The 15,242-nt window shown below is 72.9% G+C and carries 19 protein-coding genes; 4 read left to right on the top strand and 15 right to left on the bottom strand.

Annotated elements, in window-relative coordinates:
• Positions 1–22: 22 nt before the first annotated feature.
• The gene (locus AQJ11_RS05825) at positions 23–310 is read right to left on the bottom strand and encodes a DUF6158 family protein (RefSeq protein WP_014676026.1); all 288 of its coding nucleotides are present in this window, start codon (positions 308–310) and stop codon (positions 23–25) included.
• A 57-nt stretch (positions 311–367) separates the two neighbouring features.
• Here AQJ11_RS05825 and AQJ11_RS05820 point away from each other — a divergent pair, with 57 nt between their 5' ends.
• Positions 368–1,486: a baeRF2 domain-containing protein gene (locus AQJ11_RS05820; protein WP_014676025.1), complete on the top strand. Its 1,119-nt coding sequence runs from the start codon at positions 368–370 to the stop codon at positions 1,484–1,486.
• A gap of 42 nt (positions 1,487–1,528) precedes the next feature.
• Here AQJ11_RS05820 and AQJ11_RS05815 read toward each other — a convergent pair whose 3' ends face one another.
• Both AQJ11_RS05815 and AQJ11_RS05810 read right to left on the bottom strand, forming a co-directional pair.
• Positions 1,529–3,148, bottom strand: a complete 1,620-nt coding sequence (locus AQJ11_RS05815; protein ID WP_059262098.1) for an ABC-F family ATP-binding cassette domain-containing protein — start codon at positions 3,146–3,148, stop codon at positions 1,529–1,531.
• Between the two features lie 394 nt (positions 3,149–3,542).
• Positions 3,543–4,199, bottom strand: coding sequence for a histidine phosphatase family protein (locus AQJ11_RS05810; RefSeq protein ID WP_059262097.1), 657 nt, complete (start codon positions 4,197–4,199; stop codon positions 3,543–3,545).
• A 73-nt stretch (positions 4,200–4,272) separates the two neighbouring features.
• Between AQJ11_RS05810 and AQJ11_RS05805 the strand changes: the two genes are divergently transcribed.
• The 3 genes from AQJ11_RS05805 to AQJ11_RS05795 all read left to right on the top strand — a co-directional run bounded on the left by AQJ11_RS05805 (position 4,273) and on the right by AQJ11_RS05795 (position 6,935).
• Positions 4,273–5,769 carry a bifunctional phosphatase PAP2/diacylglycerol kinase family protein gene (locus AQJ11_RS05805; RefSeq protein WP_059262096.1) on the top strand — a complete coding sequence of 499 codons (1,497 nt, stop codon included), beginning with the start codon at positions 4,273–4,275 and terminating at the stop codon, positions 5,767–5,769.
• A gap of 131 nt (positions 5,770–5,900) precedes the next feature.
• Positions 5,901–6,722, top strand: a complete 822-nt coding sequence (locus AQJ11_RS05800) for a class I SAM-dependent methyltransferase (protein ID WP_059262095.1) — start codon at positions 5,901–5,903, stop codon at positions 6,720–6,722.
• A 42-nt stretch (positions 6,723–6,764) separates the two neighbouring features.
• Complete coding sequence (locus AQJ11_RS05795) at positions 6,765–6,935, top strand: hypothetical protein (protein WP_014676019.1); 171 nt, start codon at positions 6,765–6,767, stop codon at positions 6,933–6,935.
• 47 nt (positions 6,936–6,982) lie between these two features.
• Here AQJ11_RS05795 and AQJ11_RS05790 read toward each other — a convergent pair whose 3' ends face one another.
• From AQJ11_RS05790 to AQJ11_RS05735, 12 genes are all read right to left on the bottom strand, one after another.
• The gene (locus tag AQJ11_RS05790; RefSeq protein ID WP_014676018.1) at positions 6,983–7,279 is read right to left on the bottom strand and encodes a gas vesicle protein K; all 297 of its coding nucleotides are present in this window, start codon (positions 7,277–7,279) and stop codon (positions 6,983–6,985) included.
• The gene (locus AQJ11_RS05785; RefSeq protein ID WP_014676017.1) at positions 7,276–7,464 is read right to left on the bottom strand and encodes a gas vesicle protein; all 189 of its coding nucleotides are present in this window, start codon (positions 7,462–7,464) and stop codon (positions 7,276–7,278) included. Before AQJ11_RS05785 ends, AQJ11_RS05790 begins: the two co-directional genes overlap by 4 nt.
• Entirely contained in the window at positions 7,461–8,264 is an 804-nt protein-coding gene (locus AQJ11_RS05780) for a GvpL/GvpF family gas vesicle protein (protein WP_014676016.1), read from the bottom strand. Before AQJ11_RS05780 ends, AQJ11_RS05785 begins: the two co-directional genes overlap by 4 nt.
• A complete protein-coding gene (locus AQJ11_RS05775; RefSeq protein ID WP_014676015.1) occupies positions 8,261–8,596 on the bottom strand; it encodes a gas vesicle protein in 336 nt (111 codons plus the stop codon). The genes AQJ11_RS05780 and AQJ11_RS05775 overlap by 4 nt, the downstream gene beginning before the upstream one ends.
• Entirely contained in the window at positions 8,593–9,792 is a 1,200-nt protein-coding gene (locus AQJ11_RS05770; protein ID WP_059262094.1) for an SRPBCC family protein, read from the bottom strand. Before AQJ11_RS05770 ends, AQJ11_RS05775 begins: the two co-directional genes overlap by 4 nt.
• Positions 9,789–10,466: a DNA primase gene (locus AQJ11_RS05765; RefSeq protein WP_208616445.1), complete on the bottom strand. Its 678-nt coding sequence runs from the start codon at positions 10,464–10,466 to the stop codon at positions 9,789–9,791. Before AQJ11_RS05765 ends, AQJ11_RS05770 begins: the two co-directional genes overlap by 4 nt.
• Before the next feature lie 2 nt (positions 10,467–10,468).
• The gene (locus AQJ11_RS05760) at positions 10,469–10,726 is read right to left on the bottom strand and encodes a gas vesicle protein GvpG (RefSeq protein WP_014676012.1); all 258 of its coding nucleotides are present in this window, start codon (positions 10,724–10,726) and stop codon (positions 10,469–10,471) included.
• Between the two features lie 31 nt (positions 10,727–10,757).
• The gene (locus AQJ11_RS05755) at positions 10,758–11,528 is read right to left on the bottom strand and encodes a GvpL/GvpF family gas vesicle protein (RefSeq protein ID WP_059262092.1); all 771 of its coding nucleotides are present in this window, start codon (positions 11,526–11,528) and stop codon (positions 10,758–10,760) included.
• Entirely contained in the window at positions 11,525–11,944 is a 420-nt protein-coding gene (locus AQJ11_RS05750; RefSeq protein WP_014676010.1) for a gas vesicle structural protein GvpA, read from the bottom strand. Before AQJ11_RS05750 ends, AQJ11_RS05755 begins: the two co-directional genes overlap by 4 nt.
• A gap of 75 nt (positions 11,945–12,019) precedes the next feature.
• Complete coding sequence (locus AQJ11_RS05745) at positions 12,020–12,394, bottom strand: gas vesicle protein GvpO (RefSeq protein WP_014676009.1); 375 nt, start codon at positions 12,392–12,394, stop codon at positions 12,020–12,022.
• A gap of 45 nt (positions 12,395–12,439) precedes the next feature.
• On the bottom strand, positions 12,440–13,375 hold the full coding sequence (gene ligD, locus AQJ11_RS05740) for a non-homologous end-joining DNA ligase (RefSeq protein ID WP_059262091.1): 936 nt from the start codon (positions 13,373–13,375) through the stop codon (positions 12,440–12,442).
• Positions 13,372–15,219: a transketolase gene (locus tag AQJ11_RS05735; protein ID WP_059262090.1), complete on the bottom strand. Its 1,848-nt coding sequence runs from the start codon at positions 15,217–15,219 to the stop codon at positions 13,372–13,374. Before AQJ11_RS05735 ends, ligD begins: the two co-directional genes overlap by 4 nt.
• Positions 15,220–15,242 lie beyond the last annotated feature (23 nt).

Here is a 15,242-nt window from a genome sequence, read left to right as displayed (position 1 = left end):
GCGGGTGGCGGCGGGGGCGGCGTCAGGTGCCGGCCGTGCCCGGAGTCGCCGCCTCGCCGCAGCCGCGCTCACGGGCGCCCTCCCGGGTGCGGGCGGCGCTCACCAGGCGGCGGGGGTTGCGGCGCAGGTACTCGCCCTCCAGCTGCGCCATGCGCTCGTTGTGGGCCCGCAGTGCGTCGTTCGAGCCGTACAGGAGAGTGTCGTGGCGCGTGCGGTGGATCGTCTCCAGCTCCTTCATGAGCTGCTGGTCGTCCAGCCGGCTGGGGTCGACTCCGGTCATGGTGGTGCCCCGCTCGTCGTGTTCGTTCATGGGCTACGGGTACCCGCCCGGCACGTACTGCCCCCGAGCGATTTCCGGGAGGAATCCATGGAGCTCGCGTTCCTGAATCCACTGTACGAACATCCGGGGTCCTGGGCCTCCGCATACATCGACCTGTCGCAGCACGACGAGGACATGGAGCACCGCAGGCACCTGACGGCGGAGGCGGTGGCCCGGCGGCTGCGCGAGGAGGGCGCCGACGAGGCCACCTGCCGGGCGGTGTACGACACCGTGGACGCGCTGCGGCACAGCACGGAGCCGTACGGGCGGGCCGTCTTCGCCCGCAACGGCGAGGTCGTGCTCCAGGTCCCGCTGACCCAGGCCCCGCCGCAGGGCCTGGTGCACTGGGGCACCCTGCCGCACGTCACGCCGCTGCTGGACCTGGCCGGGGAGGACCCGGTGTCGCTGGTGGCGTACATCGACCGCACCGGTGCCGACTTCGAACTGCGCAGCGCGGTGCTCCAGGAGGAGGCCGGGCACGTGACGGGCAGCCGGCAGTGGCCGATGCACCGGGCGAAGGCCACCGACTGGTCGGAGCGGCACTTCCAGCTGAAGGTGGAGAACACCTGGGAGCACAACGCCCGGGAGGTCGCCGAGGCCCTCGCCGCCTGCCAGGCCGAGACCGGGGCCGACCTGCTGATCCTGTGCGGGGAGGAGCGCGAGTGCCGGTCGGTGCGCGAGCAGCTTCCCCAGCCGCTCCAGGACCGGACCGTGTCGGCCGAGCACGGCATCGGCAGCAGGCTGCTGCCGGGGGAGGTGGAGGACATCCGGGCCCGGCACGTCCGGGAGCGGGTGCTGGCCGAGGTGGACCGGTTCCGGGCCGCCCGGACGCCCGACGAGGAGCGGCGGGCCGCGGCGGTCGAGGGGGTGCCGCAGCTCGTCGAGGCGGCGCGCGAGCACCGGCTGGCCGAGCTGCTGATCCGCCCGGACGCGCCGGACACGCACCGCGAGGTGTGGATCGGGGAGGACCCGGACCAGCTGGCGGCCCGCCGTACGGAGCTGAGGAACATCGGCGAGCAGCACGCCTGGCCGGCCCGCGCCGATGACGCGCTGGTGCGGGCGGCCGTGGTGACGAACGCGCCGGTCGTCTCGCTGACGCCGGTGCTGGAGGAGGCCGGCGACGAGGTCGCGGCGGGCGGCATGGGCGCGCTGCTGCGCTGGAAGTGACGGCCCCGGCGCGGCGGGCGGGTCCCGGTCACCGGATCCGGGTTACCGGGCCCGCTCCACTCGCCGTTCGTCCCAGACCGGTTCGGATGTCTCACGGACCCGGCCGTCGGAGCCGAAGACCAGGAAGCGGTCGAAGGAGCGGGCGAACCAGCGGTCGTGGGTGACCGCGAGGACCGTTCCCTGGAACGCCTCCAGCCCTTCCTGGAGGGCCTCGGCCGACTCCAGGTCGAGGTTGTCGGTGGGCTCGTCGAGGAGCAGCGCGGTGGCGCCGGCCAGCTCCAGCAGCAGGATCTGGAAGCGGGCCTGCTGTCCGCCGGAGAGCCGGTCGAAGCTCTGTTCGGCCTGCTGGGTGAGCTCGTAGCGGCGCAGCCGGGACATGGCGGCGCCCCGGTCCTGGGCGTGCTCCTTCCAGAGGATGTCGAGGAGGGTGCGGCCCTGGAGCTCGGGGTGGGCGTGGGTCTGGGCGAAGTGGCCGGGCACGACCCGGGCGCCCAGCTTCCACTCCCCCGTGTGGGCGACGTCCTCGCCGGCGAGGAGCCGCAGGAAGTGCGACTTGCCGGAGCCGTTGGAGCCGAGGACGGCGACCCGTTCGCCGTAGAAGACCTCCAGGTCGAACGGCTTCATCAGCCCGGTCAGCTCAAGTCCCTCGCAGGTGACGGCCCGTACGCCGGTACGGCCGCCCTTCAGCCGCATGGTGATGTCCTGCTCGCGCGGCGGCTCCGGCGGCGGGCCGGCCTCCTCGAACTTGCGCAGGCGGGTCTGGGCGGCCTGGTAGCGGGAGGCCATCTCGTGGCTGACGGCGGCTGCCTGACGGAGCGTCAGCACCAGCTTCTTCAGCTGGGCGTGCTTCTCGTCCCAGCGGCGGCGCAGCTCCTCGAAGCGGGCGAAGCGTTCGCGGCGGGCCTCGTGGTAAGTGGCGAAGCCGCCGCCGTGCACCCAGGCGTCGGCGCCGGCCGGGCCCGGTTCGACGGAGACGATCTTCTCGGCGGCGCGAGCGAGGAGTTCGCGGTCGTGGGAGACGAACAGGACCGTCTTCCGGGTCTCCTTGAGCTGTTCCTCCAGCCACCGTTTGCCGGGCACGTCGAGGTAGTTGTCCGGCTCGTCCAGCAGCAGCACCTCGTCGGTGCCGCGCAGCAGCGCCTCCAGCACGAGCCGCTTCTGCTCACCGCCGGAGAGGGTGCGCACCTGCCGCCACTGGGCGCGCTCGTACGGCACGCCGAGCGCGGCGGTGGTGCACATGTCCCACAGGGTCTCGGCCTCGTAGCCGCGCACCTCGGCCCAGTCGGCGAGGGCCTGCGCGTACCGGAGCTGGGCCGCCTCGTCGTCGACGGTCATGATGGAGTGCTCGGCCTCGTCGACCGCCTTCGCCGCCTCGCGGATGCGGGGCGGGGCGACGGAGACGAGCAGGTCGCGCACGGTCGTCTCGTCCCGTACGGAGCCGACGAACTGGCGCATGACGCCGAGGCCGCCGCCGACGGTCACACTGCCGCCGTGCGGTTTCAGCTCGCCGGAGATCAGCCGCAGCAAGGTGGTCTTGCCGGCGCCGTTGGGGCCGACCAGGGCGACGACAGCCCCTTCGCCCACCCGGAAGGACACATCGCCGAGCAGCGCCCTCCCGTCGGGGAGGTAGTACTCCAGGTGCGCGGCTTCGAGATGTCCCATGGCCAGGCATTCTCCGAGCCACCCCCCGCCCGGGGCAAACCGTTATCCGCCGCCCCGGCCCACCGCCCGGCCGGGAGCGGGGCCGGGGCCCGGCACCTCCCGCCGTTTCCCGGGCAGGGCGGGACACCGGCTGGCACGAGGGACGCCACGGCCACCCCCGGGGGGGGTCGGTCTGGTGGCGGGCGGTCGTGGCGGTGCCGGGTCTCCCGAGCAGGCTCGTCGGACCACCGCCGCACCGGCCCGCCCGCGCCGGGCCGCCGGGGAATGCGGCGCGCGAACCGTACACACCGTGTGCCCGTCGCGGCCCCGGACGCCACAGAGAGCCACGGGCCACCGTGGCCCGCCGCTCCCCCACCGGCCCCCGAGGGCCCCGTCCCGGTGACGGGGACGTCGGCTAGCCCGTCGCCCCCAGTGCCTCGCCCGCCGGGCCGCTCCCGCCGGACGGTTCCACCGTGGCGCCCTCCCAGGACAGGGCCTTCCAGCCGTCCGCCGGGGAGCCCTCCAGGACGATCACGCCGGTGTTCTCCAAGGGGCGGGCCGCGGCGAAGTCGACGTCGACGTTGGCGGCGCGGGCGGCGGTCCAGACGCGGATCGCGGCGCCGTGACTGACCATGGCGACGGACCGGGCACCGCTCGCGGCGGCCTCGGCGACCACCGCGTCGTACCGGGCGAGGGCCTCCTCGCCGCTCTCCCCGCCGGGCATGCGCAGCGCGGTGTCCCCCGCGGCCCAGGCGAAGACCGTGCGCAGATACCGCTCGCCCTGCGGGGTGTGGCCCGGCAGCATCTCCAGGTCGCCGGCGGACAGCTCGCGGATGCCGTCGCGCACGACGACGTCCAGGCCGCGGGCGGCGGCCAGCGGGGCGGCCGTCAGCTGGGTGCGGATCAGCGTGGACGCGTAGAGCGCCTCGATGTCCTCTCCGGCGAGAGCCTCGGGCAGCGCGGCGGCCTGCGCCTCGCCGAGCGGGGTCAGCCCCGGGCCGGGCACGGCGGTGTCCAGCAGGTGGTCCAGGTTGGACGGGGTCTGGCCGTGGCGGACGAGGAGCAGGCGCATCCGGGTTCCCCTAACGCACCGGGCCGGCCGGCGCACAGGACAAGAAACGGGCACTTCAGGGTAACCGCACCCCATGAGCCCAGACGTGGACCTGACTGCCCCCGCGACCGCCGCCCGCGCCCCGCTGCGCACGTTGCTCGACCTCGACGGCCGCCTGTTCAACGCCGCCGCCGCCTGGCACTGGCCCGGCGCCGAACGCGTCCTGCCCCGCCTGAGCCGCAGCGCGAACCACGGGGTGCTGTGGTTCGCGACGGCCGCCGCGATGGCCGCGAGCCGCACCCCCCGGGCCCGCCGGGCGGCGGCCCGCGGTCTGGTCTCGCTCGGCCTGGCCTCGTTGACGATCAACACGCTCGGCAAGCGCTCGGTGCGCCGGGCCCGGCCGGTGCTGGATCCGGTGCCGCTGGTGCGGCAGCTCAAGCGGCAGCCGATCACCACGTCCTTCCCCTCCGGCCACGCGGCGTCCGCCGCCGCCTTCGCGACCGGCGTCGCCCTGGAGTCCCCGGCGTGGGGCGCGGCGGTGGCACCGGTGGCGTTCTCGGTGGCGATGTCCCGGGTCTACACGGGGGTGCACTTCCCGAGTGACGTACTGGCCGGGGCGGCACTCGGCGCGGGCGCCGCCTTCCTGGTACGGCGTCTGGCGCCAACCCGGTCCCAGATCCGGCGGCCCGACCGGCCGCGCGCCGCGGCCCCCGCGCTGCCCGAGGGCGACGGTCTGGTGATGGTCGCCAACCGGGCGTCGGGGACGGCGGACCGGGTGCGGGCGCTGCACGACGCGCTGCCGCGGGCGGAGATCGTCGAGTGCGCGCCGGAGGAGGTCGGCGACGAGCTGGAGAAGGCGGCGGCCCGGGCCCAGGTGCTCGGGGTGTGCGGGGGCGACGGCACGGTGAACGCGGCGGCGGAGGTCGCGCTGCGGCACGGTCTGCCGCTCGCGGTGCTGCCGGGCGGCACCCTCAACCACTTCGCCTACGACCTGGGCGTGGAGGACGAACGCCAGCTGGCCCAGGCCGTCCGGTACGGCGAGGCGGTCCGGGTGGACGCGGTCCGGTTCACCACCCGGGAGGCGAGTGGGCTGTTCCTCAACACGCTGAGCCTCGGGGTGTACCCGGAGCTGGTGCGCGCGCGGGACAGCTGGTCGAGCCGGATCGGCGGCTGGCCCGCCGGGGTGCTCGGCGCGCTCCGCGTGCTGCGCGCCGGCCGGCACCCGCTGGAGGTGGAGCTGGGCGGTGAGCGGCGGCCCCTGTGGCTGCTGTTCGTCGGCAACGGCGTCTACCACCGCATGGGCCTCACACCGGGCCGCCGCACCGATCTGGCGGACGGGCTGCTGGACGTGCGGGTGGTGCACGGCAACGGCAGGCCCGCGCTGCGGCTGCTCACGGCGGCGGTCGCGGGCCCGCTGACCCGCTCGCCCGGGCACGCGGCGGTCCAGGTGGACCGGCTGCGGCTGACCGGCATCGCGCCGGGCACCCCGCTGGCGTACGACGGTGAGGTGACGACGGTGTCGGGCGAGATGACCCTGAAGAAGCTCCCGGAGGCACTGACGGTCTACCGCCCCCTGCCGGCCACCCGCTGAGGGCGTGCGAGACACCCCTGCGTCCACATCGTGAAATCGGGGTCTCATCATTCGGCATGCCCGCGTACGGTTGAGCCGTACCGGCGGACGGGTCCGGCCGGTGACGCCGACGAGGGTGAAGGGGTTCAGCCATGCCGAAAGCGCAGGAGACCGCCGTCTACACGCACGGGCACCACGAGTCGGTGCTGCGATCCCACACCTGGCGGACCGCCGCCAACTCCGCGGCCTATCTGCTCGGCGCGCTGAAGCCCCACATGAGGATCCTGGACATCGGCTGCGGACCCGGGACCATCACCGCCGACCTGGCGGAACTTGTCCCCGACGGCCGGGTCACCGGCGTCGACCGGGCGCCCGGCGTCCTGGAACAGGCCCGGGCCACCGCGGCCGGACGCGGTCTGACGAACGTCGACTTCGCGGTGGCCGACGTGCACGCCCTGGACTACCCGGACGACACCTTCTGCGTGGTCCACGCCCACCAGGTGCTCCAGCACGTCGGCGACCCGGTACGGGCGCTGCGCGAGATGCGCCGGGTGACGAAGCCGGGCGGGTTCATCGCCGTGCGGGACGCGGACTACGCGGCGATGACCTGGTATCCGGCGGTACCCGGCCTGGACGACTGGCTCGACCTGTACGAGCGGGTGGCCCGGGCCAACGGCGGTGAACCCGACGCCGGGCGCCGGCTGGCGGCGTGGGCGCGGGCCGCGGGCCTGCGCGACATCACGGCCGGCTCCAGCACCTGGACGTTCGCCACGCCCGAGGAGCGGGCCTGGTGGAGCGGCCTGTGGGCGGACCGCACCCTCGCCTCCGACTATGCCGACCGGGCCACCGGGGGAGGTCACGCGACGGCGCAGCGGCTGCGGGCCGTGTCGGAGGCCTGGCGGGACTGGGGACGGCGGGAGGACGGCTGGTTCGCGGTCCTGCACGGGGAAATTCTGTGCCGGAAAGAAGCCTGATTCGCGGATTTCGGGAAACACGGACCGCAGGAGGTTCACATTATGGTTCCCATCCTGCTGGTCCTGCTTCTGGCGCTTATTCTGTTCGGTGCCGGATTCGCGTTGAAGGTACTGTGGTGGATCGCCCTGGCAGTGCTCGTCGTCTGGCTGCTGGGATTCCTGGTGCGCGGCACGACCGCGGCCGGCGGCAGGGGCCGCTGGTACAGGTGGTGAGCGATCCGCCGCGCTAGTGCCGCGCCGGTGTCCGGCGCTCCGCCGCACTAGTGCCCGTCGCGCGGAAGCAGCGGTCCGAGCGGCCCGAGGTCCAGGTTGAGGTCCTCGGGCCGCAGTCCGTACCGGTCCCGCAGCTCGCCCATCCGCTCCTCCAGGAGCATCAGGGTGAGCCCGATCCGCTCCTCCTGCTCCTCGGTCAGCTCACCGGTGTCGAAGCGGCGCACGGCCTGCCGCTCCATCAGCTGGCGCAGCAACTCCACCACCGTGAGCACGAGTTTCACCAGGTCGCGTTCGACCGTGTCGGGTTCCAGGTCGAGCCGGTTGCGGCGCTGCCGCGCGGTCATAGGAGCTCCTCGAAGGGCGACGGGACCTGCTGGTTCACGGAACTGATCAGCGCGTTGAGGTCGATGCGGACGAGATCGACGTCCGCGATGCGCAGGGTGATGTCGCCGGTGATGACGACTCCGCCGGCCAGCAGCCGGTCCAGGAGGTCCACCAGCGCGATCTCGCGGCGTTCGACTACGGTCACCGCCCCTCCCCCGATTCCACACTCGGTTCCGCTCCCGATTCCTCACCGGAAAAGGAGTAGGCGGCCCACGGACCGGTGAGTTCCACCCGGATTCCGGGTTCCTCGTCCTTGGTCCGGTCGACCAGTTCCACGAATTCCTCGGAATGCGCCCGGGGCACCAGATAGGCCGCGTTGAGCACATTGCGTCCCGGCGCTTTGGAGAGCGCGGAATTCTGCGGGGGATGCATCCGAAAGTCCTCGGCGCGCTCGGCGAGGCGCTCGTGCAGACAGTGGGCGAACCGCTCGGCCCGCTGCCACTTCTCCTCCTGCGCGTGGCTCTGCCGGCGCCTTTGGCGCAGATAGTCCCGCCCGCTGGCCGGCCGTGCCGCCGCGGCGGGCTCGGGCTCGGCGGGCTCCGGCTCGGGTTCCAGATACACCTTCACGCCCCACTCCACGCGGCCATGCAGCCGGTCGAGCAGCCGCCGGAAGTCCTCCTCACGGGCCTCGATCATCATGCGGACGGCGCTGTCGTCGCGGAAGACGGTCGCGAGCCGCAGCGGCAGCGGGGTGGTGACCGTGGTGAGCGCGTCGACCACGCCCTGGTGGGCGCGGGCGGTCGCGGCCAGCCAGTCGAGATCCTCCAGGTGGGCCTTCAGCGCTTCCTCGCAGAAGTCGGCCTCGGGGACCGTACTGACGACCGCGACCAGCCCGTGGTGGTGCAGCAGCGCCGGCGGGGCGCCGCCGACGCCCCGCAGTTCGGCTTGCAGGGGCGTACCGAAGGGACGGCAGACGGCGTACACGTACCGCAGTCCGGTCGTCATGGTGCCTCCTTCGGGGCGCGGCCCAACTCCAGTTCCTCCAGCCGGGCGAGCCGTTCTCGCAGCTCGGCGTTCTCCCGGGTGAGCTCGTCACGGCGGGCCCGGGAGGAGAGGGCCGGGTCGCTCTCCCACCAGTCGATGCCCATCTCCTTGGCCTTGTCGACCGAGGCGACGATGAGGCGCAGCTTGACGGTGAGCAGTTCGATGTCGAGCAGGTTGATCCTGATGTCCCCCGCGATGACGACACCCTTGTCGAGTACACGTTCGAGGATGTCGGCGAGGTTCGCCCCCGAGCCCTGGCCATAGGGCTCGGGAAAGCGGCTGGGTGTCGTCATCGACGGCTCCCGCGCTCGGCGACCTCAGGCTCCTCTTCCTCGTACTCGTCCTCGTACTCGCCTTCCTCGCCCTCGTCTTCTTCGCCTTCTTCGCCTTCCTCGCCTTCCTCGGCCTCCTCGCCTTCCTCGGCCTCGTTCTCGTACGAGTCCTCGTCGCCTTCCTCGGCGCCTTCCTCGCTCTCGCCCTCGTACTCGTCCTCGTAGGGCTCTTCCTCCTCTTCCTGCTCCTCTTCCTCCTCCTGCTCCCCTCGCGGGCCCTCTCGGCCCTCTCGGCCCTCAGGCTCCTCCGGTCCCTCTTCTCCCGCTTCTTCCTCTTCCTCCGCGAGAGCGTCCTCATGGCTGCGGACCAGCTCGCCGTCGCGGATCTCGCCGCGCCAGCTGTCCTCCGCCTCTCCCTTGATGGTGATGAAGCGGGCGAAGTTCTTCAGGTCCAGCCTGGCCCGGCGGCCCTGGGCGCGCCAGATGTTGCCGGTCCTCTCGAAGAGGCCGGTCGGGTAGTACTCCATGACCAGCAGGACCCGGGTGAGGTTGTCCTCCAGCCGGTGGAAGGAGACCACGCCCCTGGTGGTGCCCTTGGCGCCCTCCGAGGTCCACTGGATGCGGTAGTCGGGGATCTGCTCGGTCGTCTTCGCCTTCCAGCTCCGGGTGGACCAGAAGACCTTCGCCCGCCAGTCGGAGTGCGTGTCGTCGGCGCGGCTCGCGCTCTTGACGCCCTTGGCGAAGGTGGAGAAGGACTGGTACTGGGTCCACTGGTCGTAGGCCGTGCGCAGCGGTACGCCCACGTCGACGGACTCCATGATGACGGTCGGCTTCTTGCCGGCGCCGCCCTTCTTGCCCTTGCTGCCGCCGAGACCGCGCACGGTGTCGAGCACCTTGTCCTTGGCGTGGGAGGCGCCCAGCTCCAGCGCGGAGCGCAGCGGTCCCTTGCCCTCGGCGAGCTTGCGCCCGCCCTCCAGCGCCAGTTTGGCGAAGCCCGGGCTCTTGCCCTCGGCGATGTCGTTCAGCTTGCCGGTGGTCTCGCCGAGCTTCCGGCCTATCCCGACCAGCAGCCGCTGGGCCTGTGCGTTCAGGTACTCCTGGGCCTCTTCCTTCAGCCGGTCCGCGGCCTCGCTGTGGGCCAGGCCGGCCAGCGGGGCCGTCACGCCGCCCGTGGCTCCGCCGGCCTTGGAGGTCACTCTTCCGAGGGTCTCGGTCATCGATCATCGCCGCCCTTCGACTGCCGGGAGACGGCGCTCCGGGCGGCACCGCCGGCCGCGGCCGTCTTCCTCGCGGCCGTCTCACGTGCCGCGTCCGTCTTCTTGGCCGCCGCCTTCTTGGCCGGGGCCTTCTTGGCCGCCGTCCCGCCGGAAGCCTTCGTCGCCGGGGCCTTCTTCGCCGGCTGCTTCTTGCCCGTCTTCTTCCGGGGCGCCTCGCCCTCGCCGCCCCGGGTCTCCCCCCTGGGCTGTTTTCGCTCACCCCGCTTCCCCTCGTGCTCCTCGTGCCCCTCCTGCTCCTCCTGCTCCTCGTCCTCACCCTCGTCCTCGTCCCGCTCCTCGTCGGAGCCGGTCGGCACGACTCCGCCCAGCTGCTCGCGCACCTGCGACGTACGGCCGTGCAGCCGGTCGGCGAGCGAGTTCATCTGCCGCTCCACCATCGCGCCGGTGGCGGCCTTGCCCACGCCCCGCAGGTCCTGGCGGAGCTGGTCGCCGATCTCCTTGAACTGCGGGTTGTCCAGCAGCTGCCGGTTCAGCTGGTCCGCCAGCGCGCGCGGGCTGAGATTCATCTTCTTCCCGGCGGCCAGGGAGCCGACCGCGAGCGCCATCTTCAGCTTCTTCGTGCGTCCGAGCAGATATCCGGCCCCTACGGCGAGGCCCAGTGCGGTTCGGTTCATGGTCACGTCCCATTGCCTGTCGTGTCGCCGTGATGCAGGGCGATCTCCAGCCGGTCGAGCAGCTCGTCCTCGCGCTGGTCGAACTCCTCCTCGGTGATCTCGCCCGCCTGGAGCTGCTCCTCCAGACGGGCCAGCTCGGCCCGGACGGTGGCCGGGTCGTAGTAGATCCGCTCCGCCTCCCGGAGCACCTGCCGAATCGCCCACGCGCTGCCGCGCGCCGGTGCGAAGGGCAGCAGCAGCACCTCCGAGATCAGTCCCACGGGTCTCCTCCTTCCGTCCGGGCCCCGGCCGTTACGACGCTCCGGCGTCGGCGCCGGCCGTGGCGCCCGCGGGCGCGGTCGGGCCGGGTTCGACGAAGCTGTACGGCGGCAGCGGGCCGTTGACCCGCAGCTCCAGATGGGCATGGCTCTTGCGCACCCGCTCGACCGCGGCCAGGAAGTCCTCGGCCGACTCCCGGGACACCAGGAACGAGACGTTGAGCAGCCAGCCGGTGGACTCCGGGCCCACGCTGACCGCCGCGGCGCCCGGCTGGAGCAGGCGCTGCACCTCGGCGGCGTCCTCGGCCTCCTTGGCCTTGACGGCGCCGGCGACCATCTCACCGAGGCGGATCCGGTCGTCGTAGCTGCCGCCACCCGCCCGCCGGTTGGCCTCGGCGAGGGCGCGGACCTCCGCGTTCTCGGCCATCACGCGGTGCAGCACGGCCTCCTCGATGTGGGTGGCCTTGACGTTGTACTCGACCTTGCCGTCCAGCTCGCGCAGCCGCTCCAGGTAGTGCTCGGCCCGTTCGGTCAGCACCGACGTGACGGTGTCGTCGTCCGGGGAGACGCTGCCGAAGCGCATGGGCAGCACACAGCCGGCCGCGCCCGCCTCGGCGAGCACGTTCTGGTGCGCGAGGAGGTCCCGGCGCTTGGGGCGCAGGCCCTCCGGGGCGTCGCTGACGACGGCCGCGAGCTCTCCCGCCGTGAGGACCCGGACGGGCAGCGGCGGTTCGCCCACGCCGGTCATCCCCTCGGGGAGCGCCGGGTGCGAGCGCGCGGTGATGCCGTAGACGTAGGTGCTCACTCGTCCTCCTCCTTCCGGCGGGCCGCGGTCTTACGGGGGCGCCGGGGCTCGGCCTCGCCTTCCTCCCGGGCCTGCTTGAACGCGTCGGATATGGTCTGCGCGGCGCCGGACAGCGCGCCCTTGGACTTGCCGCGGGCCCCGCTCTCGGTGATCTCGCCGACGAGATCGGGCAGTCCGGGGGACCTGTGGGGCCCTGCCTCCAGGTCGAGGCGGTTGCACGCCTCGGCGAAGCGCAGATAGGTGTCGACGCTGGCCACGACGACCCGGACGTCGATCTTCAGGATTTCGATGCCGACCAGGGAGACCCGTACGAACGCGTCGATGACGAGTCCCCGGTCGAGAACCAGCTCCAGGACGTCGTAGAGGCCACTGGTACCGCCTCCGCCGCCGGACTGCTGTGCCGGAACAACGGTCATGCCGGCCGCTCCTCCTCGTGAGAATGATGGGTGTGCGGTGCCACGCGGGTCGCGTGGCCGCCGGACGCGGGGGGCCTAGCCGCCGCGGCGTGCGTCGGCCCGCCCGCGCTCGTATCGGCGAACGCGGCGGTAGCCGGTGAGCTGACCCTCGGGGTCCAGGTCGACCTGGTAGCTCGCCATCAGGCTCATGGTGTCCGGGACCCGTGCGAGTTCCATGACCTCGACCTCCAGCGACCAGCCGTCCTCCGTCTGCTCGAAGGAGGACACGGTCTCCGGGACGAGTCCCGTCAGTTCGGCGAGCTGGCTGCGCGCCTCGCGCAGCACCTCCATGAGGGTCGGCCGCCGGTCTTCCGTCTCGCTCCGCGTGGTGTCGTGCGTCTGCTCGGCGTTCTCCGATTTCTGGGATTTCTGTGAATTCTGTGACTGCGATGTGCTGTGTGTGTTCGACATGGCCACCTCTTCCTGCGGGTGGCCCCTCATTCCTTGGCCAAACCTTCAGGAGCGCATGTCGGCGAGACGGCGCCGGGCGGGGCCCAGGGAGCGCCCGCGGGCCGGCAGCCCGGCCCACGGGTCGGTGCGGGCCTGGTCGACGGCGTCGGCGATGGTCCAGCGGCGGGCGTCGAGCCCGGGGTCGTCGAGCTGCTCCCAGGTGAGGGGGACGGCGACCGGGGCGCCGGGGCGGGCGCGGACGGTGAAGGGGGCGACGGCGGTCTGGGCGTACGCGTTGCGCTGCACGTCGAGGTAGAGGCGGTCGCCGCGGTCCTGTTTGCGGGCGGCGGTGGTGAGCCGGTCCGGGTGCCGTGCGGCGGCGAGTTCGGCGACGTCGTGGGCGAACTCCCGTACAGCGTCGAAGTCCTGGCGGCCGTCGAGCGGGACGACGAGGTGCAGTCCGCGCGAGCCCGTGGTCATCGGCGCGGCGGGCAGGCCGAGTTCGTCCAGCAGCTCGCGCAGCCAGGCGGCGGCCTCTCGGACGGCACCGAAGTCGTCCCCGGGGGGATCGAGGTCGAAGACCAGCCGGTCGGGGTGGTCCGGGCCGCCGGCCCGGTCGGTGCGCGAGAGCCAGCGGTGCAGGGTCAGGCAGGCCTGGTCGGCGAGGTACAGGAGGGTCGCGGTGTCGTCGCAGACGACGTGCGTGACCGTGCCGCCCTCCTTGGCGACCTCGGCCCGGGTGATCCACTCCGGGTAGTGCTCCGGGGTGTTCTTCTGCATGAACCGCTGGCCGTCGAGGCCGTCCGGATAGCGTTCCAGCATCAGCGGGCGGCCCCGCAGGTGCGGCAGCAGGTACGGCGCGACGGACCGGTAGTAGTCGGCGAGGTCGCCCTTGGTGTACTCCTTCGCGCCCCCGCCGCCGGGGAAGAGCACCTTCCCCGGCCGCTTGATCTCCACCGAGCGGCGGCCCGCGCGCAGGGTCCGCGCGTCGTCGCGGCTCATCGCACGACCGCCTCCTCGACCAGCATCCTGGCCGCCGCCGCGATGCCCAGGGCGTCGATGCCGGCCGCGTACAGCTGCTCGTCGGGCGCGGCCGAGCCCGGCATGGTGCGCACGGCCAGCCGGACCAGGCGGGGCACCGGCCTGCCGTCGCCGAACACCTCCGCGACGGCGTCGCCGAGGCCGCCCTCCGGGTGGTGGTCCTCCACCGTGAGCAGGCAGCCGGTCTCCTCGGCGGCCCGGTGCAGGGTCTCGGCGTCGACGGGCTTGACCGAGTACAGGTCGATCACCCGGACCCGGATGCCGTCCGCGGCGAGCCGGTCGGCGGCGGCCAGCGCCTCGGGCACGGTCACCCCGGCGGCCACGACGGTCAGCCGGTCCTCCTCACTGGAGCGCAGCGTCTTGCTCCCGCCGACCGGGAACTCCTCGTCGGGGCCGTAGATCACCGGCGTCTTGCCGCGGGAGGTGCGCAGGTAGCGGATGCCGTCCAGCCCGGCCATGGCCGCGACCAGCCGGGCGGTCTGGTTGGCGTCGCACGGGTACAGCACCGTCGAGCCGTACACGGACCGGAACATCGCCAGGTCCTCCAGACCCATCTGGGACGGACCGTCCTGCCCGATCGCGACGCCCGCGTGCGAGCCGACCAGGTTGATCCCGGAGCCGCTGATGGACGCCATGCGCACGAAGTCGTGGGCGCGGGTCAGGAACGCGGCGAACGTGGAGGCGTACGGCACCCAGCCGCGCGTGGCCATGCCGACGGCGGTGGCGACGAGCTGCTGCTCGGCGATGTAGCACTCGAAGAACCGGTCGGGGTGCGCCTTGCCGAACTCCTCGGTACGGGTGGAGTCGCCGACCTCGCCGTCCAGGGCGACGATATCGCCGCGGGCCGTGCCGAGCGCGGCGAGGGCCTTGCCGAAGGCGTCCCTCGTCGCGGCCTCGTCGCCCTGCTCGAAGCGCGGCAGCTGGACCACCTCGGTGGTCAGCGAGCGCAGCGCGGCGGCGGCGTGCGGCTCGGCCACGCGGACGTGCAGCGAGCGCGGCCCGCCGAGTTCGGCGATGGCCTCCTCGGCCTCGGGCAGCGGCTTGCCGTGCAGGCCCTCGCGGTCCTCGACGGCGGCCACGCCCTTGCCCTTGAGGGTGCGGGCGAGGATCACGGTGGGCTGGCCGGTGGTGGACAGCGCCTCCCCGTAGGCCCGGTCGATCGCGTCGACGTCATGGCCGTCGATCTCGATGGTGTGCCAGTCGAAGGCCTGGAAGCGGCGGGCGTAGGCGTCCAGGTCGTGGCCGTGCCGGGTGGGGCCGCGCTGGCCGAGCCGGTTGACGTCCACGACGGCGACGAGGTTGTCCAGGTTCTCGTGGCCGGCGTGTTCGGCGGCCTCCCACACCGAGCCCTCCGCCAGCTCGCTGTCGCCGCACAGCACCCACACCCGGTAGTCGGTGCGGTCCAGCCGTTTCCCGGCGAGCGCGATGCCGACCCCGACGGGCAGGCCCTGGCCGAGCGAGCCGGTGGCCGTCTCCACCCAGGGCAGCCGCCGGGGCGTCGGGTGGCCCTCCAGCCGGCTGCCGAGCTTGCGGAAGGTGACCAGCTCGCCGTCCTCGATCGCGCCGACCGCCTTGTACGCGGCGTACAGCAGCGGTGAGGCGTGTCCCTTGGACAGCACGAAGCGGTCGTTCGCGGGGTGCTCGGGGCGCTCGAAGTCGTAGCGCATGTGGTTCGCGAGCAGGACGGCCAGCAGATCGGCGGCGGACATCGAGGACGTGGGGTGCCCGGATCCCGCTTCGGCGGACGCCCGCACGCTGTCCACGCGCAACTGCTGCCCCAGTTCGGCCAGTTCGTCGGTGTTCATGAGTCTCCTCGGTCTCCTTGCAC

It is taken from the genome of Streptomyces corchorusii, assembly GCF_001514055.1.
Taxonomy (GTDB): Bacteria; Actinomycetota; Actinomycetes; order Streptomycetales; family Streptomycetaceae; genus Streptomyces; species Streptomyces olivaceoviridis.
The sequence above is the reverse complement of the archived record's forward strand: the minus strand, read 5'-3'. Positions and strand labels throughout refer to the sequence as shown.

Excerpts from the sequence above, each read along its gene's own strand:
- AQJ11_RS05775 (WP_014676015.1), bottom strand. The coding sequence starts at position 8,596 with ATGACGACACCCAGCCGCTTTCCCGAGCCCTATGGCCAGGGCTCGGGG.
- AQJ11_RS05780 (WP_014676016.1), bottom strand. The coding sequence starts at position 8,264 with ATGACGACCGGACTGCGGTACGTGTACGCCGTCTGCCGTCCCTTCGGT.
- AQJ11_RS05815 (WP_059262098.1), bottom strand. The coding sequence starts at position 3,148 with ATGGGACATCTCGAAGCCGCGCACCTGGAGTACTACCTCCCCGACGGG.
- AQJ11_RS05770 (WP_059262094.1), bottom strand. The coding sequence starts at position 9,792 with ATGACCGAGACCCTCGGAAGAGTGACCTCCAAGGCCGGCGGAGCCACG.
- AQJ11_RS05750 (WP_014676010.1), bottom strand. The coding sequence starts at position 11,944 with ATGACCGTTGTTCCGGCACAGCAGTCCGGCGGCGGAGGCGGTACCAGT.
- ligD (WP_059262091.1), bottom strand. The coding sequence starts at position 13,375 with ATGAGCCGCGACGACGCGCGGACCCTGCGCGCGGGCCGCCGCTCGGTG.
- AQJ11_RS05790 (WP_014676018.1), bottom strand. The coding sequence starts at position 7,279 with ATGACCGCGCGGCAGCGCCGCAACCGGCTCGACCTGGAACCCGACACG.
- AQJ11_RS05805 (WP_059262096.1), top strand. The coding sequence starts at position 4,273 with ATGAGCCCAGACGTGGACCTGACTGCCCCCGCGACCGCCGCCCGCGCC.
- AQJ11_RS05735 (WP_059262090.1), bottom strand. The coding sequence starts at position 15,219 with ATGAACACCGACGAACTGGCCGAACTGGGGCAGCAGTTGCGCGTGGAC.
- AQJ11_RS05810 (WP_059262097.1), bottom strand. The coding sequence starts at position 4,199 with ATGCGCCTGCTCCTCGTCCGCCACGGCCAGACCCCGTCCAACCTGGAC.
- AQJ11_RS05825 (WP_014676026.1), bottom strand. The coding sequence starts at position 310 with ATGAACGAACACGACGAGCGGGGCACCACCATGACCGGAGTCGACCCC.
- AQJ11_RS05820 (WP_014676025.1), top strand. The coding sequence starts at position 368 with ATGGAGCTCGCGTTCCTGAATCCACTGTACGAACATCCGGGGTCCTGG.
- AQJ11_RS05745 (WP_014676009.1), bottom strand. The coding sequence starts at position 12,394 with ATGTCGAACACACACAGCACATCGCAGTCACAGAATTCACAGAAATCC.
- AQJ11_RS05800 (WP_059262095.1), top strand. The coding sequence starts at position 5,901 with ATGCCGAAAGCGCAGGAGACCGCCGTCTACACGCACGGGCACCACGAG.
- AQJ11_RS05765 (WP_208616445.1), bottom strand. The coding sequence starts at position 10,466 with ATGAACCGAACCGCACTGGGCCTCGCCGTAGGGGCCGGATATCTGCTC.
- AQJ11_RS05795 (WP_014676019.1), top strand. The coding sequence starts at position 6,765 with ATGGTTCCCATCCTGCTGGTCCTGCTTCTGGCGCTTATTCTGTTCGGT.